The 24,594-nt window shown below is 50.7% G+C and carries 18 protein-coding genes, 10 tRNA genes, 3 rRNA genes and 1 other RNA gene; all 32 read left to right on the forward strand.

Annotated features, from left to right (window positions below; genetic code table 11):
• The first annotated feature begins 29 nt into the window (after positions 1 to 29).
• The 32 genes from NSU01_RS00580 to NSU01_RS00735 all read left to right on the forward strand — a co-directional run bounded on the left by NSU01_RS00580 (position 30) and on the right by NSU01_RS00735 (position 24,516).
• Positions 30 to 1,283, forward strand: coding sequence for a UDP-N-acetylglucosamine 1-carboxyvinyltransferase (locus NSU01_RS00580; RefSeq protein ID WP_039309636.1), 1,254 nt, complete (start codon positions 30 to 32; stop codon positions 1,281 to 1,283).
• Between the two features lie 166 nt (positions 1,284 to 1,449).
• Complete coding sequence (gene rho, locus NSU01_RS00585; protein ID WP_042132730.1) at positions 1,450 to 2,808, forward strand: transcription termination factor Rho; 1,359 nt, start codon at positions 1,450 to 1,452, stop codon at positions 2,806 to 2,808.
• Positions 2,809 to 2,833: 25 nt separating this feature from the next.
• The gene (locus NSU01_RS00590) at positions 2,834 to 4,111 is read left to right on the forward strand and encodes a radical SAM protein (protein WP_042132731.1); all 1,278 of its coding nucleotides are present in this window, start codon (positions 2,834 to 2,836) and stop codon (positions 4,109 to 4,111) included.
• A 123-nt stretch (positions 4,112 to 4,234) separates the two neighbouring features.
• Positions 4,235 to 4,432 carry a 50S ribosomal protein L31 gene (rpmE, locus tag NSU01_RS00595; protein WP_039309646.1) on the forward strand — a complete coding sequence of 66 codons (198 nt, stop codon included), beginning with the start codon at positions 4,235 to 4,237 and terminating at the stop codon, positions 4,430 to 4,432.
• 60 nt (positions 4,433 to 4,492) lie between these two features.
• An RNA gene (ffs, locus tag NSU01_RS00600) (signal recognition particle sRNA large type) lies at positions 4,493 to 4,761 on the forward strand.
• Between the two features lie 269 nt (positions 4,762 to 5,030).
• Positions 5,031 to 6,800 carry a DNA polymerase III subunit gamma/tau gene (gene dnaX / locus NSU01_RS00605; protein WP_042132732.1) on the forward strand — a complete coding sequence of 590 codons (1,770 nt, stop codon included), beginning with the start codon at positions 5,031 to 5,033 and terminating at the stop codon, positions 6,798 to 6,800.
• Between the two features lie 52 nt (positions 6,801 to 6,852).
• On the forward strand, positions 6,853 to 7,164 hold the full coding sequence (locus NSU01_RS00610) for a YbaB/EbfC family nucleoid-associated protein (protein ID WP_039309650.1): 312 nt from the start codon (positions 6,853 to 6,855) through the stop codon (positions 7,162 to 7,164).
• A gap of 36 nt (positions 7,165 to 7,200) precedes the next feature.
• Complete coding sequence (gene recR, locus NSU01_RS00615) at positions 7,201 to 7,800, forward strand: recombination mediator RecR (protein WP_039309653.1); 600 nt, start codon at positions 7,201 to 7,203, stop codon at positions 7,798 to 7,800.
• Between the two features lie 204 nt (positions 7,801 to 8,004).
• A complete protein-coding gene (locus NSU01_RS00620; RefSeq protein WP_052421604.1) occupies positions 8,005 to 8,271 on the forward strand; it encodes a DUF2508 family protein in 267 nt (88 codons plus the stop codon).
• 27 nt (positions 8,272 to 8,298) lie between these two features.
• Positions 8,299 to 8,565 carry a pro-sigmaK processing inhibitor BofA family protein gene (locus NSU01_RS00625; protein WP_076248760.1) on the forward strand — a complete coding sequence of 89 codons (267 nt, stop codon included), beginning with the start codon at positions 8,299 to 8,301 and terminating at the stop codon, positions 8,563 to 8,565.
• 302 nt (positions 8,566 to 8,867) lie between these two features.
• Positions 8,868 to 10,425: ribosomal RNA gene (locus NSU01_RS00630) — 16S ribosomal RNA — on the forward strand.
• Between the two features lie 124 nt (positions 10,426 to 10,549).
• Positions 10,550 to 10,666: ribosomal RNA gene (gene rrf, locus NSU01_RS00635) — 5S ribosomal RNA — on the forward strand.
• Positions 10,667 to 10,710: 44 nt separating this feature from the next.
• Positions 10,711 to 10,787 (forward strand) — tRNA-Ile (locus NSU01_RS00640).
• A gap of 29 nt (positions 10,788 to 10,816) precedes the next feature.
• Positions 10,817 to 10,892 (forward strand) — tRNA-Ala (locus tag NSU01_RS00645).
• Positions 10,893 to 11,047: 155 nt separating this feature from the next.
• A 23S ribosomal RNA gene (locus NSU01_RS00650) occupies positions 11,048 to 13,976 on the forward strand.
• Together the 16S, 23S and 5S rRNA genes with 10 tRNA genes alongside form the textbook arrangement of a ribosomal RNA operon.
• An 81-nt stretch (positions 13,977 to 14,057) precedes the next feature.
• Positions 14,058 to 14,149, forward strand: a tRNA-Ser gene (locus NSU01_RS00655).
• A gap of 24 nt (positions 14,150 to 14,173) precedes the next feature.
• Positions 14,174 to 14,250 (forward strand) — tRNA-Met (locus NSU01_RS00660).
• 9 nt (positions 14,251 to 14,259) lie between these two features.
• Positions 14,260 to 14,335 (forward strand) — tRNA-Val (locus NSU01_RS00665).
• A 30-nt stretch (positions 14,336 to 14,365) separates the two neighbouring features.
• Positions 14,366 to 14,441: transfer RNA gene (locus NSU01_RS00670), tRNA-Thr, on the forward strand.
• A gap of 18 nt (positions 14,442 to 14,459) precedes the next feature.
• Positions 14,460 to 14,537, forward strand: a tRNA-Asp gene (locus tag NSU01_RS00675).
• 28 nt (positions 14,538 to 14,565) lie between these two features.
• A tRNA-Phe gene (locus tag NSU01_RS00680) sits at positions 14,566 to 14,641 on the forward strand.
• A 4-nt stretch (positions 14,642 to 14,645) separates the two neighbouring features.
• Positions 14,646 to 14,728: transfer RNA gene (locus NSU01_RS00685), tRNA-Tyr, on the forward strand.
• 11 nt (positions 14,729 to 14,739) lie between these two features.
• Positions 14,740 to 14,812 (forward strand) — tRNA-Lys (locus NSU01_RS00690).
• Positions 14,813 to 14,966: 154 nt separating this feature from the next.
• Positions 14,967 to 15,911 (forward strand): NAD(P)/FAD-dependent oxidoreductase, encoded by a 945-nt coding sequence (locus NSU01_RS00695; RefSeq protein WP_076243409.1) that lies wholly within the window; start codon positions 14,967 to 14,969, stop codon positions 15,909 to 15,911.
• Between the two features lie 116 nt (positions 15,912 to 16,027).
• Complete coding sequence (locus tag NSU01_RS00700; RefSeq protein ID WP_076243410.1) at positions 16,028 to 17,125, forward strand: helix-turn-helix domain-containing protein; 1,098 nt, start codon at positions 16,028 to 16,030, stop codon at positions 17,123 to 17,125.
• A gap of 109 nt (positions 17,126 to 17,234) precedes the next feature.
• The gene (gene ugpC / locus NSU01_RS00705) at positions 17,235 to 18,356 is read left to right on the forward strand and encodes a sn-glycerol-3-phosphate ABC transporter ATP-binding protein UgpC (protein ID WP_039302337.1); all 1,122 of its coding nucleotides are present in this window, start codon (positions 17,235 to 17,237) and stop codon (positions 18,354 to 18,356) included.
• Between the two features lie 286 nt (positions 18,357 to 18,642).
• Positions 18,643 to 19,581, forward strand: a complete 939-nt coding sequence (gene hprK, locus NSU01_RS00710) for an HPr(Ser) kinase/phosphatase (RefSeq protein WP_042132736.1) — start codon at positions 18,643 to 18,645, stop codon at positions 19,579 to 19,581.
• A 12-nt stretch (positions 19,582 to 19,593) separates the two neighbouring features.
• The gene (gene lgt, locus NSU01_RS00715) at positions 19,594 to 20,625 is read left to right on the forward strand and encodes a prolipoprotein diacylglyceryl transferase (protein ID WP_076243411.1); all 1,032 of its coding nucleotides are present in this window, start codon (positions 19,594 to 19,596) and stop codon (positions 20,623 to 20,625) included.
• 8 nt (positions 20,626 to 20,633) lie between these two features.
• Positions 20,634 to 21,287 carry a pyrophosphatase PpaX gene (gene ppaX / locus NSU01_RS00720; protein ID WP_076243412.1) on the forward strand — a complete coding sequence of 218 codons (654 nt, stop codon included), beginning with the start codon at positions 20,634 to 20,636 and terminating at the stop codon, positions 21,285 to 21,287.
• Positions 21,284 to 21,793 carry an acyltransferase gene (locus NSU01_RS00725; RefSeq protein WP_076243413.1) on the forward strand — a complete coding sequence of 170 codons (510 nt, stop codon included), beginning with the start codon at positions 21,284 to 21,286 and terminating at the stop codon, positions 21,791 to 21,793. Before ppaX ends, NSU01_RS00725 begins: the two co-directional genes overlap by 4 nt.
• A gap of 294 nt (positions 21,794 to 22,087) precedes the next feature.
• Positions 22,088 to 23,299 carry an acyltransferase gene (locus NSU01_RS00730; RefSeq protein ID WP_042132738.1) on the forward strand — a complete coding sequence of 404 codons (1,212 nt, stop codon included), beginning with the start codon at positions 22,088 to 22,090 and terminating at the stop codon, positions 23,297 to 23,299.
• 59 nt (positions 23,300 to 23,358) lie between these two features.
• Complete coding sequence (locus NSU01_RS00735; RefSeq protein WP_042132739.1) at positions 23,359 to 24,516, forward strand: acyltransferase; 1,158 nt, start codon at positions 23,359 to 23,361, stop codon at positions 24,514 to 24,516.
• Positions 24,517 to 24,594 lie beyond the last annotated feature (78 nt).

Raw genomic sequence — 24,594 nt, forward strand, 5'->3', positions numbered from 1 at the left:
AATACACGTAGGGGGAACCAGATAAATTTATGGAAAAATTAATGATTGGCGGCGGACGTCCGCTAGAGGGCGTTGTAACCATCAGCGGAGCAAAGAACAGCGCAATTGCGCTTATTCCAGCGGCGATTTTGGCGGAATCTGAAGTTGTGCTGGATAACCTGCCTGCTCTTAGTGATGTGGCCGTTTACTCCGAAATTCTGGAGGAGCTTGGCGCGAGTGTATCGTGGACCGGCAGCCAGATGAGAATTAATCCCTCCCGTATCGTATCCATTCCCATGCCTAACGGACCGGTCAAGAAACTCCGGGCTTCTTATTATATGATGGGTGCGCTTCTCGGCAGATTCAAAGAGGCGACGATTGGTCTTCCCGGCGGCTGTAATTTTGAGCCGCGTCCGATTGACCAGCATATCAAAGGCTTTGAGGCGCTTGGTGCGACTGTAACCAACGATCATGGCTCTATTCACTTGTATGCCAAAGAACTGCGTGGTGCCAAGATTTATCTGGATGTATCCAGCGTTGGAGCCACAATAAATATTATGCTGGCGGCCTCACGTGCCAAAGGCTCTACAATTATTGAAAATGCGGCTAAAGAGCCTGAGATTATAGATGTAGCTACCCTATTAAACTCTATGGGCGCTGTTATTAAAGGCGCCGGTACAGAAACGATCCGAATTGAAGGCGTAACTGAAATGCATGGTTGCCGCCATTCCATCATTCCTGACCGAATTCAAGCGGGAACATATATGATTGCCGCTGCGGCAACGCGTGGCAATGTGCTGATAGATAACGTGATTCCCAAGCATCTGGAGGCGCTGACTGCCAAGCTGCTGGAAATGGGAGTAGATATAGAAGAGCTGGATGAGAGTATCCGGGTCATCGGCAGAGCCAAGTACCAGCATGCTGATGTCAAAGCATTGATATACCCCGGCTTCGCCACCGATTTGCAATCTCCGATGACAAGTATGCTAACTCAAGCGGAAGGCGTTAGCGTCTTGAGCGATTTCGTATACAGCAACCGGTTCAAGCATGTCCCTGAATTAGTCCGTATGGGCGCCAAGATTCGCGTCGAAGGGCGTTCTGCAATTATTGAGGGCGGCAAGCTCAATGCCGCGAAGGTGAAGGCTGCCGATTTACGGGCAGGTGCGGCTCTGGTCATTGCCGGACTCACCGTTGAGGAAGGGATTACCGAAGTGACAGGCGTGGAGTATATAGACCGCGGTTATGATAACCTCGTAAGCAACCTGCGCAATTTAGGTGCCGAAGTCTGGCGCGAGAACGAATAAGTATGTACCCGGAACGATTGGAAGGAGCATAATTTGCCTTTAAACTGCATATCTCCTTCCAATTCGGGTAATCCTATCCTAATAAGCATTTTCATAGACTCATATTTTGCCCGGCAAAGAACGCCGGAAGAACTCATTATAAAAATTGAATAGGTGGTTATCACACATGGATCTTCAAATTTCCGATCTGGAAGAAATGAAGCTGACCGATCTGTATAAGCTGGCTAAGAAATACCAGATCCCTTATTACGGAACGCTCAAGAAGCGGGAGCTGATCTTCGCGATTCTCCGGGCGCAGGCTGAGCAGAGCGGTCTTATGTTTATGGAAGGCGTGCTTGAGATCCTGCCGGAAGGCTACGGTTTCCTTAGACCGATTAACTACTTGCCGAGTGCGGAGGATATTTATATCTCGGCTTCGCAGATCCGCAAGTTTGATCTTAGAAGCGGCGACCTTGTATCCGGGAAATGCCGTACACCCAAAGAGAATGAACGTTATTTCGGATTGCTTCAAGTCAATGCCGTCAATGGTGAGAATCCGGCCAGTGCAGCTGAACGATTACATTTCCCGGCTCTTACACCTCTTTATCCGCAAGACAAGCTGCCGCTTGAAACTTCCTCTGCCCATTTATCTACCCGTATAATGGATTTGCTTGCTCCTGTAGGTTTAGGACAGCGCGGTTTGATTGTAGCACCTCCCAAAGCAGGAAAGACGCTCCTCCTAAAAGAAATTGCCAACAGTATCTCCACTAACAATCCTGAGATCGCATTGTTTGTACTGCTGATTGATGAACGTCCCGAGGAAGTAACGGATATGCAGCGTTCTGTTAAGGGCGAGGTAGTAGCTTCAACGTTCGACGAGCTTCCGGAGAACCATATCAAAGTGGCTGAGCTTGTGCTTCAACGGGCACTGCGTCTGGTCGAGCACAAGAAAGATGTCGTTATTCTGCTGGACAGCATTACCCGGCTGGCCCGTGCTTACAATCTCGTAGTTCCGCCATCCGGCCGGACACTGAGCGGAGGGATTGATCCTGCGGCCTTCCATCGTCCTAAGCGTTTCTTCGGTTCCGCGCGGAACGTAGAAGAAGGCGGAAGCCTGACCATACTTGCAACAGCGCTGATTGATACCGGATCACGCATGGACGATATTATTTACGAAGAATTCAAAGGCACAGGGAACATGGAGCTTCACCTGGACCGCAAGCTGGCAGAACGCCGTATCTTCCCGGCCATCGATATCCGCCGTTCGGGTACACGCCGCGAGGAAGTATTGCTTAGCAAGGAAGAGCTGGATACCATCTGGTCAATCCGTAAAAATATGAATGAATCCTACGACTTCGTAGAAGGATTCCTGAAGAAACTGCGTGACACTAAGACGAATGCTGAGTTCCTGGCCTCTTTTGATGTGGCGGGCAACAAGGATTCTTCGTCAGCAAACAGTACCGCCAGCAAAGGCGGAACATCGAACAGCGGCTCATCGGCCCGCCGAACCACGCGGCCCAAGACACCTTCTGTACCTACAACCTGAGAATTGATAACAAGAGGAGACTAACATGTATTTGGTATATGCCGACGGGCAAGGAAACGTATATGATCATCCCGAGCTGTACGGGCTGGCCCGCAGCGGGGATATGATTGTTGAGATACTGGAGGAAGAATTGATCCCGCTGCCTGAAGGCGCTACTCTGGTGGGGCTGCCTAATACGCGGGCAATCGGGATGGATCCCGGGACAGGTGAAATGCTGCCGTTGCCTTTAGGCTCACAGGCTGTTGGAGCGCTGTTGCCGCAGGGCTTTACCCGTCTGTGCCTTCCCGGCTATGTCAAGACAGACAAGACGTATAAGCTTCCGCTCTTCGGTTATTCCGCTGTAGTATGGAAGGATGGCGGATTCTACGTAGCGGCGGATCCTACAGATGATACGGAGCAGTGGAATCCTTTGAATTGTGACCGCGGGGATGTAGAGATTGGCGTCAGTGATTTGACCGCCAAGTACCCGGAGAACCGTCTCTATAATCATCTGTCCAACTGCGCACTGGAATACGAATGCCTGACCTCGTCCAATACCTTCTTGGGCCGCTGGGAAGGTGCTGTTCCGGTCTCCTACTCGTGCAATGCCGGCTGCTTCGGCTGTATCTCGGAACAGCCCGATGACAGCGGGTTTGTGTCGCCGCAGACGCGGATGAACTTCCGTCCTACAGTGAGCGAAGTTTCACAAGTCATGCTGGAGCACCTGAAGACGCCGGAGTCGATTGTAAGCTTTGGACAGGGCTGTGAAGGCGAACCTTCTACCCAGGCGAAGATAATCATTGAGTCCATCCGTGAAGTACGCTCTATTACAGATATGGGTTATATCAATATCAATACGAACGCAGGATTAAGCGATCATATCCGCGGCATTGTGGATGCTGGTCTTGACCTTATGCGGGTCAGTACAATCAGTGCGCTGGATGATCACTATAATGCATACTACAAGCCGCGCGGCTATACTTTGGCTAATGTAGAGAAGTCCCTGAAATATGCAGCTTCACAGGGTGTATATACTTCCATTAACTATTTGATCTTCCCCGGTGTCACGGACCGCGAGGAAGAGATTGAGGCGATGGTTGAGTTCGTCAGACGTACAGATATCAAGCTGATTCAGATGCGGAATCTTAATATTGACCCGGAGAGCTATCTGGAGCTGATTCCTCCCGCTCAAGGTGAGATTCTCGGAATGAAGACGATGCTGGAGATCTTCCGCGAGGAGCTTCCGGATGTTGTGATCGGTTCCTTCACTCATGTTCCGCCTGCAGAACTAGCCCGTGCCAAGCAGCGCAGAGTGCACCAGTAACCGCTGAGTTGAGTCTTGCCAAACCTATTGCAGCCCCCTCAGCTTCCATGCTAAAATGTAGCTTGCGTAATCATATAACTCTAAGCCCGCATGAGGCTTAGGGCGTGAGAGGTGAATATTCAAATGCAAACAGCAATTCAACCCAAGTACAATGTAACTAAGGTGACCTGCGCCTGCGGCAACTCCTTTGAAGCTGGCTCTGCCAAGGAAGAGCTGCGCGTCGAAATTTGCTCCAGCTGCCATCCGTTCTTCACCGGCAAGCAGAAGTTCCTGGATGCCGGCGGCCGAGTTGATAAGTTCAAGAAGAAATACGGCATTTAATTGTTCTTCCATTTTATTGTTAGTTGATTTTTGTCCGGCCGTAGGCTATACTTATCTTCGCCGTGCTAGACGGGGAGGTAGCGGTGCCCTGTAACTCGCAATCCGCTGTAGCGAGGTTGAATTCCTGTTAGAGGTGCTGTCGATGTGAGGCCTTGGTTCCTATGGGCTGTGTTGACGGTTGGGTCCTCCGCAATGAGTGCTTGTGAACCTGGTCAGGTCCGGAAGGAAGCAGCCATAAGTGAGTTTACTCTTGTGCCGGAGGGTGGCCTAGCCCGAGCAGTTTTGTAGGGTTGCCGCTTGGATCGCAGTCATCAATAACGGGTGCACGGTTTAAATACTATTATGATAGCGTCTTTGCCACAAGCGAAGATGCTTTTTGTTTTTGAAAGATAAGAAAGTATATGCTTCATCCTACTTTATCCTAATACTCCCGCTGATACGGATGCCTGAAAGTGATATGAGGTATCGCTGCATCGGAAGCATAGGCCTCGTTAGAGGACGGCGAAAGCGCTTCTGCTTGGTCAAAGACTGGGGAATATAGTATAATAAATTAGCGACAAATGCCGGAAAGCGGCAGCCTGAGAGAGGGTAATGCATAGTGGAACATATCGCGCTGTACCGTGCTTGGCGGCCGCAGTCGTTTCAGGATATGGTAGGGCAGCAGCATATTATCCAGACGCTGCAGAATGCGATCCGTGAACAGCGGGTTTCGCATGCGTATCTGTTCAGCGGCCCGCGGGGGACCGGTAAGACGAGTGCGGCCAAGGTACTGGCCAAAGCGGTCAATTGCGAGCGGGGTCCGGGTCCGGAGCCGTGCAATGAATGTCCGTCTTGTCTGCGGATCACAGCGGGCAACGTAATGGATGTCCAGGAGATTGACGCGGCCTCCAACCGGGGTGTTGAAGAGATTCGCGATCTGCGGGATAAGGTGAAATATGCACCTACCGAAGTACGCCGTAAAGTGTATATTATTGATGAAGTGCATATGCTGACAACAGAAGCATTCAATGCCCTGCTTAAGACGCTGGAAGAACCGCCGCCGCATGTCATGTTTATTCTGGCTACGACAGAGCCGCATAAACTGCCGGCTACGATCATCTCACGCTGCCAGCGGTTTGACTTCCGCCGGGTTTCCCTGGAGGAGCAGACCGGACGGCTGAGAGAGATATGCCAGAAGGAAGGCATTACGGCAGATGCGGACGCACTGCAGTACATCGCCCGTCTGTCCGACGGAGGGATGCGGGATGCGCTGAGCATACTTGATCAGATCTCGTCTTTCACAGACGGGAATGTGACGTATCAGCAGGTGCTGGGCATGACTGGAGGAATTCCATCCGAACAGTTCGCCCGTCTGGCTACAGCCATTTTGGAGAGTGATATGGGGCTGCTGCTGGAGCTTGTCGAGCAGTTGATGCACGAGGGCAAGAGTGCCGACAAATGTCTGGAGAATCTTTTGTATTATTTCCGTGATTTACTTATGATCAAGATGGTACCGGGGGCAGACCAGTTAACCGACCGTGTACTGAATCCGGCGGAATTCCGTGATATGGCAGCAGCCTTTACCCGTGACCGGCTGTTCCTGATTGTGGAGACGCTGAGCCGCTATCTGGGTGAGATGAAATATGCCACTCACCCGCAGACTTTATTTGAAGTAGCGCTGATGAAGCTGTGCAGTACCCAGCAGGATGCGGCTCCTTCAGCGGGCGCTCCGTCTTTGAGTGCTGTAGCACCGGAAGCGGGAAGAAGTTCTTCCCCGGCGGATTCGGGGGAACTGGATGCACTCAAACGGCAGATTGCTGCGCTGGAGAAGAAGCTTGAGCAGGCAATCCAATCCGGAGGTGTGGCCGGCGGGCGAGAGCAGGCTGCGCCGCAGAGAGCGGCCGCCCCGCCAAGCGCTCCAAGAGTATCATCTGCAGGCAAGCTTCCGCCGCAGCTCGATAAGTTCATTGCGGGTAAAGACAGCGCTGACTTTGGCAATGTGTATAAGCAGTGGAGCCAGGTTCTGCAGGGCGTGAAGGAAGAGAAAGTAACTGTGCATGCGTGGTTTGTAGATGGAGAACCGGTTGCAGTCATGGAAGATGCAGTGCTGGTCGCCTTCAAGAATACAATTCACCGGGATACGACTGAGAAGCCGGCCAACCGGCAGGTCATCGAGAACGTGATGTCTGCTAAGCTGGGTAAGCCATACCGGCTGGTGACGATGATGCTGCGTGACTGGAATGAGGCTGCGACCAAGTCAGCTTCCAAGGCCAGCACAGAAGAACTGCATCTGGAGCATGAGCACGAGACTATAGAAGCTAAACCCGAACCATGGATTGACGAGGCGATCCAGCTCTTTGGAGAAGACCTTGTTGTCATAAAGGAATAGAGCCTCAAGCATACTAGCGCAGATAACGCGCATCCCAAAGGAGAGACGATGTATGAATAATATGAACCAAATGATGAAGCAGGTTAAAAAAATGCAGGAGCAGATGCTCAAAGCCCAGGAAGAACTAGGCGGTAAGACCATTGAAGGCTCATCCGGCGGCGGCGTGGTTACCGTTCAGGTGAACGGCCACAAAAAATTGCTCTCCATTCAGATTAAACCGGAGGTTGTTGATCCGGAAGATATCGAAATGCTGCAGGATCTGGTGATCACTGCTGTTAATGATGCTCTTACCCAGGCTGAAGAGTTGGCTAACAACGATATGGGTAAATTCACCGGCGGAATGAAGATCCCTGGCTTATTCTAGGCTTACTCCACTCCCGACCAAAGGAGAACCATTACTTTGTATTATCCAGAACCGCTAGCCAAGCTGATAGAAGCTTTTACACGTTTACCAGGGATTGGTCCGAAGACAGCAGCCCGGCTGGCCTTTCATGTGCTTAACATGAAGGAGGATGAGGTGATTGATTTCGCCAAAGCCCTGGTCAGTGTTAAACGGAATCTTCATTATTGCTCGGTCTGCTGTAATATTACCGATACTGACCCGTGCCGGATCTGTCAGGACAAAACCCGCGATGCTTCGATCATCTGTGTGGTTCAGGACTCCAAGGATCTGGTAGCCATAGAGAGAACCAAAGAGTTTGACGGCTACTATCATGTGCTGCAGGGGGCCATCTCCCCGATGGAGGGCATCGGACCTGATGATATACGGCTGAAGGAGCTGCTGACCAGACTCAGTGATGAGCGGGTCAAGGAGCTGATTATGGCGACCAATCCCAACATTGAGGGCGAGGCCACGGCCATGTATATCTCCCGTCTAGTCCGTCCGTTCGAGATCAAGATCACGAGAATCGCCCATGGCTTGCCTGTAGGCGGCGATCTTGAGTATGCGGATGAGGTAACCCTGTCGAAGGCGCTGGAAGGCCGTCGTGAGCTGTTCTGAGTGTTCTGACAATGAATTGTACTTGAAGAGGCCCTTGGGGCCTCTTTTTTTATTAGATATAGACTCCAGGGGCAGCCAGCATTCAACAAAAGAGCAGACGAGCACTGACTCATGGTTCTAAGTTTGTCCCTATTCCGATATGTATGAGATTAACGGGTGTGCGGCACCGGCTGCGCCAGTAGTCATTCATAGGAGGGGATTGCAATGGGATGGTGGAACACGAAATGGCTGGGCAGAGATGCAGAAGGAGCGAATAATGCCCATACGGAAGAAGAGTGGGGTACAGTGTACCATGAGGTCCGCAAAGCGCAGTCGGAGTGGGAACGGGCATATCTGATGTTTGATGAGGCGATGGGGCAGGACCAGATTGATTATGCCATCTATATACTCGAGGCGGCCGAGCGTAAATACCAGATCCATCTTAAGCATGCCAAGAGACTGGGGCTGAACCGGAGCCGGCTGCCGATGTAACCGGAATAATTATTGAGGGGGATCGCAATGCTAAGAACTGTTGCATTGGGTGTGCTGATTCTGTCAGGACTCCTGTTAATTCTAATTGTATTCAGAAAAAAACTGGGGTGGGCATGGATTAGTGTATTCGGAACTCATCTTATTCTGGCTGCAATCGGAATTTATATCGTTAACTTCTCCGGTATTCTAACGGATGTACACATCCCGCTGAATCCCACAACCATAGGCGCAGTAACGATTCTTGGGCTGCCCGGGGTACTAATGCTGCTGGGTTTAAAATTAACTTTGTTTTAATGGTTGACGAGGGTTGTAGATTTATGATACATTAAGTCTCGGCCCTTTGAGCAAGATGTTCTCGGATAACTTGCTGAAAGCTAAAGCGAAAAAAGAAATTAAAAAAAAGCTTGACTGAAACAAAGGTGCTGTGATATATTATAAAGGTCGCTGCTGAAACAAATGACAGTGACAAAAGATGAGACATTGATCTTTGAAAACTGAACAACGAGTGAGTGGGAAATCACGAAAGTGACTTCCAAAAAAGAGAATGAAAATTCTCGTCAGATGTTTCAAAATGAGCAATCGCTCTTTCTAAATACAATTTGGAGAGTTTGATCCTGGCTCAGGACGAACGCTGGCGGCATGCCTAATACATGCAAGTCGAGCGGAGTTTGAATGGAAGCTTGCTTCCATTCATGCTTAGCGGCGGACGGGTGAGTAACACGTAGGCAACCTGCCCTCAAGACTGGGATAACTACCGGAAACGGTAGCTAATACCGGATAATTTCTTTCCTCTCCTGAAGAGAGAATGAAAGGCGGAGCAATCTGCCACTTGGGGATGGGCCTGCGGCGCATTAGCTAGTTGGTGGGGTAACGGCTCACCAAGGCGACGATGCGTAGCCGACCTGAGAGGGTGAACGGCCACACTGGGACTGAGACACGGCCCAGACTCCTACGGGAGGCAGCAGTAGGGAATCTTCCGCAATGGGCGAAAGCCTGACGGAGCAATGCCGCGTGAGTGATGAAGGTTTTCGGATCGTAAAGCTCTGTTGCCAGGGAAGAACGTCCGGTAGAGTAACTGCTACCGGAGTGACGGTACCTGAGAAGAAAGCCCCGGCTAACTACGTGCCAGCAGCCGCGGTAATACGTAGGGGGCAAGCGTTGTCCGGAATTATTGGGCGTAAAGCGCGCGCAGGCGGTCATTTAAGTCTGGTGTTTAAACCTTGGGCTCAACCTGGGGTCGCACTGGAAACTGGGTGACTTGAGTACAGAAGAGGAAAGTGGAATTCCACGTGTAGCGGTGAAATGCGTAGATATGTGGAGGAACACCAGTGGCGAAGGCGACTTTCTGGGCTGTAACTGACGCTGAGGCGCGAAAGCGTGGGGAGCAAACAGGATTAGATACCCTGGTAGTCCACGCCGTAAACGATGAGTGCTAGGTGTTAGGGGTTTCGATACCCTTGGTGCCGAAGTTAACACAGTAAGCACTCCGCCTGGGGAGTACGGTCGCAAGACTGAAACTCAAAGGAATTGACGGGGACCCGCACAAGCAGTGGAGTATGTGGTTTAATTCGAAGCAACGCGAAGAACCTTACCAGGTCTTGACATCCCGATGAAAGCATTAGAGATAGTGCCCCTCTTCGGAGCATCGGAGACAGGTGGTGCATGGTTGTCGTCAGCTCGTGTCGTGAGATGTTGGGTTAAGTCCCGCAACGAGCGCAACCCTTGACTTTAGTTGCCAGCAGGTAAGGCTGGGCACTCTAGAGTGACTGCCGGTGACAAACCGGAGGAAGGTGGGGATGACGTCAAATCATCATGCCCCTTATGACCTGGGCTACACACGTACTACAATGGCCGGTACAACGGGAAGCGAAACCGCGAGGTGGAGCCAATCCCAGCAAAGCCGGTCTCAGTTCGGATTGCAGGCTGCAACTCGCCTGCATGAAGTCGGAATTGCTAGTAATCGCGGATCAGCATGCCGCGGTGAATACGTTCCCGGGTCTTGTACACACCGCCCGTCACACCACGAGAGTTTACAACACCCGAAGTCGGTGGGGTAACCCGCAAGGGAGCCAGCCGCCGAAGGTGGGGTAGATGATTGGGGTGAAGTCGTAACAAGGTAGCCGTATCGGAAGGTGCGGCTGGATCACCTCCTTTCTATGGAGAATCGTCACCTGCAACGGTGACATTCAAATCGGAAGCGTAAGCTTCCACAACGAACCTTCGGGTTCGGACACTCACTCGTGTTCAGTTTTGAAAGAGCAAGTCTCTTTCGTATGCGTTTGGTGGCGATAGCGGAGGGGTTCCACACGTACCCATCCCGAACACGACCGTTAAGCCCTCCAGCGCCGATGGTACTTGGACCGAAGGGTCCTGGGAGAGTAGGACGCCGCCAAGCGAACAATCAATTTATTGGTTGATTCACAATGTTATCTGTTATATGGGCTTTTAGCTCAGTTGGTTAGAGCGCACCTCTGATAAGGGTGAGGTCGGTGGTTCGAGTCCACCAAGGCCCACCATATAACATTTTAGAATTGAATACCTCTATGGGGCCATAGCTCAGCTGGGAGAGCGCCTGCCTTGCAAGCAGGAGGTCAGCGGTTCGATCCCGCTTGGCTCCACCAATACTTCTTTACAAGATTATATGCAAGAACTTGATCCTTGAAAACTGGATACCGAAACGAATTTGCGTTTTAGAACATCTTTTAGCTGAAACTTGTGTAAGCAAGTTGAAATAGTTATTAGTTGCTACAGCGATTTTCCTAACGGAAAACGCATTGGTTAAGCTAATAAGAGCACACGGAGGATGCCTAGGCGCCAGGAGCCGACGAAGGACGTGGCGAACAACGAAACTGCCTCGGGGAGCTGTAAGCAAGCTTTGATCCGGGGGTGTCCGAATGGGGAAACCCAGCTGTGGTAATTCGCAGTTACTCGTATCTGAATACATAGGATACGCAGAGGCAGACCAGGGGAACTGAAACATCTAAGTACCCTGAGGAAGAGAAAACAATAGTGATTCCGTCAGTAGCGGCGAGCGAACGCGGAACAGCCTAAACCAAGGGGCTTGCCTCTTGGGGTTGTGGGACGTCTCACATGGAGTTACAAAGGAATATGGTAGGCGAAGAGGTCTGGAAAGGCCCGCGATAGAGGTAAAAGCCCTGTAGCCTAAACTGTGTTCTCTCCGAGACGGATCCCGAGTAGTGCGGGGCACGTGAAACCCCGTATGAATCCAGCAGGACCATCTGCTAAGGCTAAATACTACCTGGCGACCGATAGTGAAACAGTACCGTGAGGGAAAGGTGAAAAGCACCCCGGAAGGGGAGTGAAATAGAACCTGAAACCGTGTGCTTACAAAAAGTCAGAGCCCGATCTATGGGTGATGGCGTGCCTTTTGTAGAATGAACCGGCGAGTTACGTTTAACATGCAAGGTTAAGGTGAGAAGCCGGAGCCGCAGCGAAAGCGAGTCTGAATAGGGCGACTAAGTATGTGGACGTAGACCCGAAACCGTGTGATCTACCCCTGTCCAGGGTGAAGGTGCGGTAACACGCACTGGAGGCCCGAACCCACGCATGTTGAAAAATGCGGGGATGAGGTGGGGGTAGCGGAGAAATTCCAATCGAACTCGGAGATAGCTGGTTCTCCCCGAAATAGCTTTAGGGCTAGCCTCGGTGAATGGAGTGGTGGAGGTAGAGCACTGATTGGGTGCGGGGCCCGCAAGGGTTACCAAGCTCAGTCAAACTCCGAATGCCATTAACTTCTTGCCGGGAGTCAGACAGTGAGTGCTAAGATCCATTGTCAAAAGGGAAACAGCCCAGACCATCAGCTAAGGTCCCCAAGTGTGTGTTAAGTGGGAAAGGATGTGGAGTTGCACAGACAACCAGGATGTTGGCTTAGAAGCAGCCACCATTGAAAGAGTGCGTAATAGCTCACTGGTCGAGTGACTCTGCGCCGAAAATGTAACGGGGCTAAACACACCACCGAAGCTATGGCTAGATGCTTTGCATCTGGGGTAGGGGAGCGTTGTATGCAGGTTGAAGGTGTACCGTAAGGAGCGCTGGACAGCATACAAGTGAGAATGCCGGTATGAGTAACGAAAAGATCAGTGAGAATCTGATCCGCCGAAAGCCCAAGGTTTCCTGAGGAAGGCTCGTCCGCTCAGGGTAAGTCGGGACCTAAGGCGAGGCCGAAAGGCGTAGTCGAAGGACAACAGTTTGAAATTACTGTACCACCGTAATCCGCTATGAGCGATGGGGTGACGCAGGAGGGTAGTGACGCGGACTGATGGATATGTCCGTCTAAGCAGTGAGGCTGATGTGTAGGCAAATCCGCACATCACTAAGGCTGGGCTGTGATGGGGAGCGAAAATTGTAGTAGCGAAGGTCATGATCTCACACTGCCAAGAAAAGCCTCTAGCCAGGAGAAGGTGCCCGTACCGCAAACCGACACAGGTAGGCGAGAAGAGAATTCTAAGGCGCGCGGAAGAACTCTCGTTAAGGAACTCGGCAAAATGACCTCGTAACTTCGGGAGAAGAGGTGCCTCGGTAGGGTGAATAGCCCGAGGGGGCCGCAGTGAAAAGGCCCAAGCGACTGTTTAGCAAAAACACAGGTCTGTGCGAAGCCGCAAGGCGAAGTATACGGGCTGACGCCTGCCCGGTGCTGGAAGGTTAAGGGGAGTGGTTAGGAGCAATCCGAAGCTGTGAACCGAAGCCCCAGTAAACGGCGGCCGTAACTATAACGGTCCTAAGGTAGCGAAATTCCTTGTCAGGTAAATTCTGACCCGCACGAATGGCGTAACGACTTGGGCGCTGTCTCAACGAGAGATCCGGTGAAATTTTAATACCTGTGAAGATGCAGGTTACCCGCGACAAGACGGAAAGACCCCATGGAGCTTTACTGCAGCTTGATATTGAATTTGGGTACGATCTGTACAGGATAGGTGGGAGCCGTTGAGGCAGGAGCGCAAGCTTCTGCGGAGGCGCCGTTGGGATACCACCCTGATCGTATCTAGGTTCTAACCTGGTACCCTAATCGGGTACGGGGACCGTGTCAGGCGGGCAGTTTGACTGGGGCGGTCGCCTCCTAAAGAGTAACGGAGGCGTTCAAAGGTTCCCTCAGAATGGTTGGAAATCATTCGAAGAGTGCAAAGGCATAAGGGAGCTTGACTGCGAGACCAACAAGTCGAGCAGGGACGAAAGTCGGACTTAGTGATCCGGTGGTACCGCATGGAAGGGCCATCGCTCAACGGATAAAAGCTACCCTGGGGATAACAGGCTTATCTCCCCCAAGAGTCCACATCGACGGGGAGGTTTGGCACCTCGATGTCGGCTCATCGCATCCTGGGGCTGAAGTAGGTCCCAAGGGTTGGGCTGTTCGCCCATTAAAGCGGTACGCGAGCTGGGTTCAGAACGTCGTGAGACAGTTCGGTCCCTATCTGTCGTGGGCGCAGGAAATTTGAGAGGAGCTGTCCTTAGTACGAGAGGACCGGGATGGACGTACCGCTGGTGCATCAGTTGTTCCGCCAGGAGCATGGCTGAGTAGCTACGTACGGACGGGATAAGCGCTGAAAGCATCTAAGCGTGAAGCCCCCCTCAAGATGAGATTTCCCAATTAGTAAGACCCCTTGAAGACGACGAGGTAGATAGGTTGGAGGTGGAAGTGCAGCAATGCATGGAGCTGACCAATACTAATCGGTCGAGGGCTTATCCAAATTCTTAGAGCGCAGATTCGTTTCGGATTCAGTTTTCAGGAATTAATTTCCTGTGCGGATTTACATGGCTACCATTTATTTGGAGAGATACCCAAGTGGCTATAAGGGGACCCTCTGCTAAGGGGTTAGACTGCGTAAGCGGTGCGAGGGTTCGAATCCCTCTCTCTCCGCCATTATAAATCCAATACTTGTAGTGTGGCGGCGTAGCTCAGCTGGCTAGAGCGTACGGTTCATACCCGTGAGGTCGGGGGTTCGATCCCCTCTGCCGCTACCATACATACCCGGAGGCTTAGCTCAGCTGGGAGAGCATCTGCCTTACAAGCAGAGGGTCGGGGGTTCGAACCCCTCAGCCTCCACCATTTTTAAATCTTAGATCCACCTTACACCGTGCCGGTGTAGCTCAACTGGTAGAGCAACTGACTTGTAATCAGTAGGTTGGGGGTTCAAGTCCTCTCGCCGGCACCATTTTTTACATTAAATTGTGGAACCGTGGTGTAGTTGGCCTAACATGCCTGCCTGTCACGCAGGAGATCGCGGGTTCGAATCCCGTCGGTTCCGCCATTTTTTTTGTTTTAAGGCTTGTTTTTATGGCTCGGTAGCTCAGTCGGTAGAGCAAAGGACTGAAAATCCTTGTGTCGGGGGTTCGATTCCCTCCCGCGCCACCATTATGGAGGCTTAGCGAAGTGGCCAAACGCATCAGACTGTAAATCTGCTCACGTACGTGTTCGGTGGTTCGAATCCATCAGCCTCCATCCCTTTTTATGAGCCATTAGCTCAGTTGGTAGAGCACCTGACTTTTAATCAGGGTGTCGAAGGTTCGAGTCCTTCATGGCTCATCCCAATCAAGTCATCACGTTCATGTGATGGCTTTTTTTATGTTTTCTGGAGGTCTGAATATTAAAAAGTATATAAATTACCCGGATTTCGTTTAAAATAGCTCCCCTCGTTTAATTATAAGTCTATAATGCTGTAGAAATGAGGAAATGACAATTGATCTATGATGCGATTATAGTGGGCGGCGGTTTTGCGGGGCTTCAGGCGGCTATTCAATTGGGACGTTACTCGGTCCATCAGGTGCTTGTAATTGATGCAGGAGGCGGAAGATCAAGCATATGCTGGAATTATCATAATATATTGGGCTGGCCTGACGGTGTGCCGGGTGAGGAACTGCGGGCCAAGGGGAGGCTTCAGGCGGAAAGGGCAGGTGTAGGCTTTCAGAAGGATAGAATAGTTAAGGCCGAGAAGCCGGATGAATTATTCATACTTCACGGAACCGGGGGGCAGCAATATGTAGGCCGGACTCTGTTGCTTGCTACTGGAGTAATGGACCGGTTTCCTGAGCTGCCGGGCTTACGGCCTGCCCTTGGCATGACGATCTATGTTTGCCCGGACTGTGATGGTTTTGAAATTCAGAACCGGCAGACCGTATTGATAGGCTCTGGTGATGTAGGCGCTAATATGGCTTTTGTTTTAAGGGAACGCACAGGTGACTTGACCTACATTAATCATGAATGTACACCCGTCTCGGCGGAAAATCGTAATCGGCTGCGGGATGAGGATATACAGTATATCGAAGAACCGGTTGCCCGCATTAAGGAAGAGAACGGAAGAATTAAGGCGGTAGCCTTGGAGAACGGTGAGGTTCTGCCGGCAGAGCGCGGATTTATTGCTTTTGGCCGGAATCCGGTACATTCTGAGCTAGCTGCACAGCTGGGAGTAACGCTTCATAAGAACAAGCATGTGGAGGCGAATAAACGTTCATTAATGACTAATATTGAGCATGTATGGGTGGCAGGAGATGTTGCAGTGCATGCGGAGCAGGCGACGGTCGCTATGGGCGAAGGAGCCATTGCCGGGATCTGGATGCATAAGACTTTGAAAAAGATGAATCCGGTAAGTCTGCCTCCAGCCAAGAAGCATTATGCAGCAAAATAGACTTTTGATTCACAACTGATCAAATGTCACTCAGGGTTCAGGAGAGCTATTCCGCAATTTGCAGCAAAATATGATAAAATAGGCGAAAAGAGCAAAAGTGGTGGAGAATGGTGACGATGGATAGTGAGGTTTTGCGTCAAAAATTGGAGCAACTCACCGGAAAGAGAACCGGAATCAAGCAGCTCGGGAGGCAGCATTCAGCTTCTCTTTTTGGCATGGGCACGGAGAAGGATCAAGAGCAGGCAGTCTTTCATGAGGGATATTTGTGGATTCCCCTATATGAGAATGACGGGCGTATAACCGCGGTGTGGGTGGAGACAGAAGGGCTGTCGCCTCTGGAACTGCAGCTGGTCAATTATGCGGGCCGTAATTTCGCGGTAGCCCTCAAGGCTACCGGGCTTAAGGAAGAAGGAGAGATGGAGGCCCGTCAGCTTAGCGGCTGGTTGAACTCGCAGCTTGAGCAAGAAAAGGATGATGCAGAGATTCCGGATGATATTACGCTGAAAGGCCGGCTGTTCGGGGAAATGATTCCTTTTTTGCTGGTTAGTGAGAATGTCCATAATCCGCAGATGACATACCGTTCGTTAATGAAGCTGCTGCGCAGTTATTTCGAGAACGAAGTTCTGCTAATTCCCCTGTTGGATAAGGAATGGTTAATTTTAGCCCGTAAGGAACTGCTCACCGGCGGAGATGATAAGGAAGATGAGGAAGAAAGTGCTGAGGATCTGCTGTCTCAGACCTCTATGGGACTGCATGAACTGATCGCCAGTGAATGGGTTGGCGTCTTCCATCTGGCGGTTTCTCCGGCCATCATTCCGGTTAAAGGCCTGACAGGCTCCGTTGCTCTGCTGCGCGAGACGATTATTCTGGGCCGGATTTTCCAGGTAGGCGATTATATCCATCTGCCGTGGGAGCTTCATATGGAGCGTCTGGTGAACAGTATCCCCGATGACCGCCGCAGACAGCTGCTGGGTCAGATCGGTGATTATACGGCTGTGCTGGCGGATAAGGAAATGCTGTTGACGCTGGAGACTTTTTTTGAAATGGACTGCAATGTCAGCGAAACCGCGAAGAAGCTGTATATCCACCGGAATACACTCCTGTACAGACTCGACAAGATCAAACAGGAAACGGGAGCCGATGTCCGCAGTTTCGGGGATGCGGCGATTGTGAAGTTAGCCATGTTATTGTATAAAGTGACGAAAAGAAAATAGGATTTTTGTGAACCTTACAAATAGCCAGGAGGCCTGGTCTGGGGTAAGATAAGTGTACAAGAAAGCGTTTGATTTTCTAATCCAATAATTGACTCGAGGGGGAAATACAATGGCAGGCGTACGTTTAGAGCATATTTTCAAAAAATACCCGGGTTCTGATAAAGCAACAGTAATCGATATCAATCTTGATATTAAAGATAAGGAATTTCTCGTACTGGTTGGTCCTTCCGGTTGCGGTAAATCCACAACACTGCGTATGATCGCAGGTCTTGAAGAAATCTCTGAAGGTAAAATGTACATTGGTGACCGTGTAGTGAATGACGTGGCTCCTAAAGACCGCGATATCGCGATGGTATTCCAATCCTACGCCCTGTACCCGCATATGAGCGTGTATCAGAACATGGCTTTCGGTCTGAAACTGCGTAAAGTGAAGAAAGAAGAAATCGACAAGAAAGTGCGCGAAGCAGCAAGAATCCTCGATATCGAGCATTTGCTGGAACGCAAACCTAAGGCACTGTCCGGTGGTCAACGCCAACGTGTCGCTCTGGGCCGCGCTATTGTCCGTGATCCGCAAGTCTTCCTGATGGATGAGCCTCTTTCCAACTTGGATGCTAAACTTCGTGGTCAAATGCGTGCTGAAATCACTAAGCTGGTTAAACGTCTTGAAACCACTTGTATCTATGTAACGCATGACCAGACAGAAGCTATGACAATGGGTGACCGTATCGTAGTTATGTACGATGGTATCATTCAACAAGCAGCTTCCCCTGAAGAATTGTACAATGAGCCTACAAACCTGTTCGTTGCAGGATTCATCGGATCCCCAACAATGAACTTTATCAATGGTACACTCTCCGATGTTGGCGGCGCTGTCCGCTTCCGCGCAGATAACCTTGATGTTGAAGTTCCAGGCGGCAAAGCTACAATCCTGCGCAACAAAGGTTATATCGGCAAAGATGTAATCATGGGCGTTCGTCCAGAAGATATTCATGAAGAGCCAGTATTCCTGGAAGCTTCCCCTAACACAATCTTCACTTCGCTCGTTGATGTTACTGAAAACCTTGGTCATGAAATGCTCCTCTACTTGAGCGGCCTTGGCGCTAACACTGTAATTGCCCGTGTAGATGGACGTTCCACTACCCGTGAAGGCAGCAAGCCTAAATTGGCAATCGACATGAACAAAATTCACCTCTTCGATAAAGAGTCCGAACTGAACATTCTGCTGGGATAAGACGAAGCACAGCGGGATATAGGTTATAATAGAAGAAAGCCGCCCTCACAGGCGGCTTTTTCTTGTATTGGGCGTGTAGAGCTGAGATAAAACGTATTGGTCCAAGGACCCGGAAAGCAGGGGATTCCGTCAGGACAGGCTTAGCAATACCGTAGGTAATAAGATTGCATTCATAGGCGTTATCAATTAAGATAGCAGGAGAATTACCTGTAGCTGGAATGGGAAAAGTTGTGAACCCGGGTGCAGGAAACGGGCACAACCGCAGGTGACGAAAGGACGGACATACATGGCTAAGAAGGTAAAGGTATCAGAACTGGTACAGCATTTTCAATTAGAGGTTGTTTCCGGACAAGAGGGTCTGAAAAGACCGATTACAGTGGATGATTTGAATCGTCCGGGACTGGAAATGGCCGGTTATTTCGAATATTATCCTGAAGAACGTGTTCAGCTGCTGGGCAAAACAGAGCTGGCCTTTTTCTCAATGTTACCTGAGGAAGAACGCAAAAGCCGGATTCGCGGGATTTGCAACGATAATACCCCTTGTATTGTAATTACCCGTGCACTGGATGTTCCGCAGGAGCTTATTGAGATCAGTAATGAAAAGGGATTACCTGTGCTGCGCAGCTCAATGGCGACCACTATTTTCTCGAGCAGACTGACAAGCTTCCTGGAAGGCAGACTGGCACCTACGGCAACAATCCACGGTGTTCTCTGTGATGTATATGGTGTAGGTATGCTGATTACAGGCAGCAGCGGTATCGGTAAAAGTGAAACGGCGCTCGAACTGGTTAAACGCGGGCACCGCCTGATCGCCGATGATGCCGTAGAGATCCGTCAGACCTCGGATAACCAGCTGCATGGTACAGCTCCGGAGCTCATTCGTCATTTGCTCGAAATCCGTGGGGTAGGGATTATTAATGTAATGACTCTCTTCGGTGCCGGGGCCATCCGTAATCATAAGCGGATCACACTGGTCGTTAGACTCGAGGCCTGGCAGCAGGATAAACAATATGACCGGCTCGGACTGGACGAGGAGACTACACGGATCATTGACACTGATGTGCCGCTTGTAACGATCCCCGTACGTCCGGGACGTAACCTTGCGGTAATTATCGAGGTTGCAGCGATGAACTACCGGTTGAAACAAATGGGCTTTAACGCGGCTCTACAATTTACGAATAAACTTACAGCCACCATCTCAGAAGACATGGATGATCTGGACTAGGAGTGTGAGAGCATGTTTTTTTCATTAGCGATTAATCCGATTGTCTTCTCCATCGGTTCGCTGCCTGTTCACTGGTATGGTTTGATACTGGGTCTTGGTGCATTAGCCGGATTATTCCTTGCTATTCAAGAAGGCAAACGCTACAACATTCCGCAGGAGTTCTTCATGGACATGCTGCTGCTCGGAGTTCCTTCAGCGATCATTGGCGCGCGGATTTATTTTGTAGCGTTCAAGTGGGAAGATTATAAGGACAACTTGTTGGATATATTCAAAGTCTGGAATGGCGGTATTGCTATTTATGGCGCGCTGATCGGGGCGATCATCTGCGGAATTATTTATTTCCGTTACAAGGGATATCCGTTCTGGCGTATCGTGGACATATGTGCACCTGGACTGCTCGCCGGTCAGATGATTGGCCGTTGGGGTAATTTCATCAATCAGGAAGCCTACGGCGGCGTTGTAGAGGAATCTTTCCTGCGTGACAAGCTGCATCTGCCGGACTTTATTGTGAATCAAATGTACATAGGGGATGCGTTTCACCATCCGACCTTCCTGTATGAATCGCTCTGGAGCCTGCTGGGCATTCTGCTCCTCATGGTGCTGCGCCGCCAGAAATTTGTCCGTGCCGGCGAAATCTTCATGTCCTATTTCATCTGGTATTCGATCGGCCGCTTCTTTATTGAAGCTTTACGTACGGACAGCCTAGGATTTAACGGCAGCAGCGGTTTGGCATCGTTCATTAACGGTCTATGGAGTCCGATGAAATGGCTGGGATTTGAGCAGGGGTATTTCGATCCGGCATACGGGAATGTCCGTATCTCACAGCTGCTGGCACTACTGATCATTCTCGTTGCAGTTGTATTGATCATTGTACGGCGTGTCAGCGGTCAGCCGAAGGATCATTATTCTGATCCGATTGTCAGCACTAAACCGGCAGCGGCAGATGCTGTAGTTCCCGAGAGTGCAGTGAATACACCGCAGAAGGCTCCTCAGCCTATCCAGCCGGCGAAGGACTCATCTGAAGATAAGGAAACAAAGGAGTAGTAGAACTAATGATAGAATGCGTGTTATTTGACTTGGACGGAACGATTGTGAATACTAATGAGCTGATCATCAGCTCGTTCATGCATGCGCTGAAGGAGAATAACCTCCCGGCTCTAACCCGGGAAGAGATTATTCCCCATATGGGAACTACGCTCCAGCAGCAGATGAGCGTGTTCTCCGGTCTGCAGGACACAAGCGTGCTGGAGCTTTCTTACCGTTCATATAATTATGCGCATCATGATGAGCTAATCCGTTCTTTTCCTCATGTGAATGAGACTATGGAAGGGCTGTTAAGCCGGGGAATAAAGCTCGGGATTGTGACAACGAAGATTCGTCCAACTACACTCAAAGCGCTGGAAATGTTCGATCTGCTGAAGTATATGGAGACGATTGTGACGGTCAATGATGTCAGTCAGGCGAAGCCGCATCCGGAGCCTGTCCTAACTGCGGTTGCTAATCTGGGTGTTGATCCGGCCAGAACCCTGATGGTAGGTGACAGTGCGGTCGATATTCAGTCTGCCAAGGCAGCGGGTGTGCGTGTAGCTGCGGTCGCCTGGTCACTCAAAGGTGAGGAAATGCTGCGGAAGTACAACCCCGATTACATCATCCACGACATGAAGGACTTATATACTATAGTGGAGCAGGAGACGAAGCAGCCGTGAGAAAGTTAACCCGCTATCCGGTGGAGGGCCATAATTCACTCTGGTATATTTACCGTACGGTGAGCCCGTGGAAGGGCGTGCGCAATTTTATTTTTATCCAGATTGCCCGCTACTGTCCGGTCTTGCCGCTTAAGAACTGGATTTACCGCAGGGTACTCGGCATGAAGGTGGGCAAGCATACTGCGTTTGGGCTAATGGCGATGGTGGATGTGTTTTTTCCGGAGAAAATTTCGGTCGGTGAGAACTCGGTTATCGGCTATAACACGACCATTCTTGCCCATGAATACCTCATCAAAGAGTACAGGCTGGGTGAAGTCATTATCGGGGAGAACGTCCTGATTGGAGCCAACACAACGATATTGCCCGGCGTTACGATTGGAGATTGGGCGGTTGTCGCCGCGGGTTCTGTCGTGCACAAGAATGTAGCTGCGGGCTCGTTCGTCGGGGGCAATCCGCTGCGTGAGCTGCGTCCGCCGGGATCAGCAGAGAAGGCTGTAGAAGAATAGTCACCAGGTAACCTCTTACCCTGCAGTTTCATATTGCGTGTATCTGCGCAGGAGCTGCAGGGTTTCTTGTGTAAACTTCGCAGCCTGAGGCAATTAAGCAATCTTAAGCAACCTTTAAGTGTTCGGCGGGTATATATTGGCGATATACTTGTAAGTGCAGGAGCGGATCTTTCCGCATACGGACGCGCAGCACATATCAGAATGAAATAATCAGCAGGGGCAGACTTCCTGATAGGTATCACTTCCGCTTGGCGTCTATGAACAGCCATCATAGCAGAGAAGAGGAATCTTAAAGTGAATGCAGCAAAACAGGAACGTCTGCCCCAGCTGGATATTTACCGTGCTCTGGCGATATTGGGCGTATTGCATGTCCATTCATCATCTTTTGCGGCCGGAGAATTGGCACTCCAGTCACCCTATTATTATTGGTTAAACTGGATCAACATCTTCTTTAAATTCGGTACACCGTCGTTTATTTTTCTAAGCAGCTTTGTGCTGTTCTATAATTATTACGGGCGGCCCGTGACGGGGAGCCTGATCGGAAGCTTTTACCGCCGCAGGCTGAAGTACATTCTGCTTCCCTATATGCTGGTATCCATCGGCTATTACGGATTGACCCTGTACGTGAATGGGAAGCTGACACAGCCTCTGGCAGAGAGCATCTCCGGCTTCCTGGGTGCCTTATTTACGGGTTCGGCGTATGCGCATTTGTATTTCGTATTCATCAGCATCCAGTTCTACCTGCTGTTTCCGTTGCTGCTTAAGCTGCTGCAGAGCTCACGGCTGTGGGTGCGCTGGGCTTTTCCGATTGGACTTGCGCTGCAGTGGGTATTCATTATCTGGAACAAGTATCAGCTGCATATTGTGGAAAAAGGAAGCTTGTCGATCTCGTATCTGGCATATTATATGCTGGGCGCCTATATCGCCATTAATTTCGAAGCGATCAAGCTGTGGCTGATGAAGCCTTGGCGTGAACTGGCTGCCAGGTATAAAGTGCTTATCCTGCTGCTTGTTACATTGTGGCTCGGAGCAGCCTTCACGCATGTACAATTATGGTATAGAGCCCGCCACTTCGGGATATGGACGGACTCGCTCTGGTACGAGCTGCTCTGGAATGTACATACGATGCTGTCAGCGCTGGTGCTGCTGTATGCCACCTTTCTTATCTACCGCAGGGCACCGAAGGTGATCGTTGCTATTTTGACCCGGCTGGGTGAGGTTTCATTTGCGGTGTATCTGATCCATCCTCTGCTGCTTGCAGTGTATAGAAGATTCGGAACGGGAATTCCTACAGATTCATTAACCTATGTATTCTATATTTACGGGGGATTGGCTGCGGCGCTGGCAGGAAGCTGGATGCTTGTGCAGTTTGCGTTCCGCCGCATCCGCCTGTCCTGGGTGGCATTCGGGAGTGTACCGCGTTCACTTGCCCCTACGGTGAAGGACAAGCCTGTGCACGGGAGCACCAATAGAGTGCTCGAAGGTAAAGATATCAGTAAATCATGAGAGTTCAACAGACCCCAACCCAGGCATCAGGGATGAGGGTCTAGGCAGGAGGGAAGATAATGGCTCAAAAGGAAAGAATACCGCAGCTTGATGTATTCCGGGCGATAGCGATTATTGCGGTCATAGCAATTCACGCCACTTCGCGGACACTGGCGGAAACACTGGATACCTCTTTGTTTCATCCGTTTCTGTTCATAAACAAGTTCAGCCAGTTCGCTGTACCTTCGTTTGTATTCCTAAGCGGGTTCGTGCTGTTCTACAATTATATTGACCGTCCGCTTGGCGGGAAGACTCTCGCGAAATTCTATAGCCGAAGGCTGATTTATATTATTGTGCCTTATCTTGTTTTCTCGGTGCTGTACTTTATATTGAAAATGACTGCCGGGCATACATGGGGCATGCCTCTTAATGAGCAGGCGGCCAAATTCGGCAAATATCTGTGGACCGGTACGGCGTATACCCATCTGTACTATATTATTATCATAATTCAGTTCTATGTACTGTTCCCGCTCATGCTCTGGTGTCTGCAGAAGGTCCGCCGTCTGGCGGTGTGGGCACCGCTCATCGGACTGGCCTTACAGTGGGGATTCGTGCTGCTGAACAAATATATGGCTAATCACGGATACTGGCAGCTGTCCAAGGGCAGTCTTGCAATTACGTACTTCTCTTATTTCCTGCTCGGTGCAGCGATTGCGGTATATTACAGCTCTTTGAAAAAGTGGCTGATTCCTACACGCGAAGGGTGGCGCTCCGGTAAGGGGGCAAGCTGGATTGTGCTGTGGTTCATATGGGCCACTGCAGGAATCGTTCATGTGGAGCTGTGGTTCAACAATTATACGAAGAAGACGGTCATCAACAGTCTATGGTATGAAGGCTTCTCCAATCTTCATGCGCTGCTCTCTTGTCTTGTGCTGTTCCAGCTGTCCTTCCTGCTGTACGGAGCGGGGCGAAGCCTGCTGGCAAGATTGCTGATCTCTGCCGGCGCCTGTTCCTTCGGGATATATCTGCTGCATCCGGCGCTGCTCTTCTTCTATAGAAAGCTGCCGCTGCACGGCGGATCACTTGCCTACACGGCTGCCATTGCCGGGGGCTGGCTGGTAGCCTTCGCCGGCTCCTGGCTGGTCGTCGCCCTCGTCTTCCGTTATGTGAAGCCGGCATGGGTACTCTTTGGCTCTGGGCCGCAGAAGGTTAAGCGGGCGCCTAAAGCAACAGTGTAGCTGGGTGCCTTGAAATGCAGTAATGAAGGGGACTTCAAATCCAGAATGATAAAAGCGCCGACTGGCCGCAGATGCGGG

The organism is Paenibacillus sp. FSL H8-0259 (genome assembly GCF_037963255.1).
Taxonomy (GTDB): domain Bacteria; phylum Bacillota; class Bacilli; order Paenibacillales; family Paenibacillaceae; genus Paenibacillus_AQ; species Paenibacillus_AQ phytohabitans.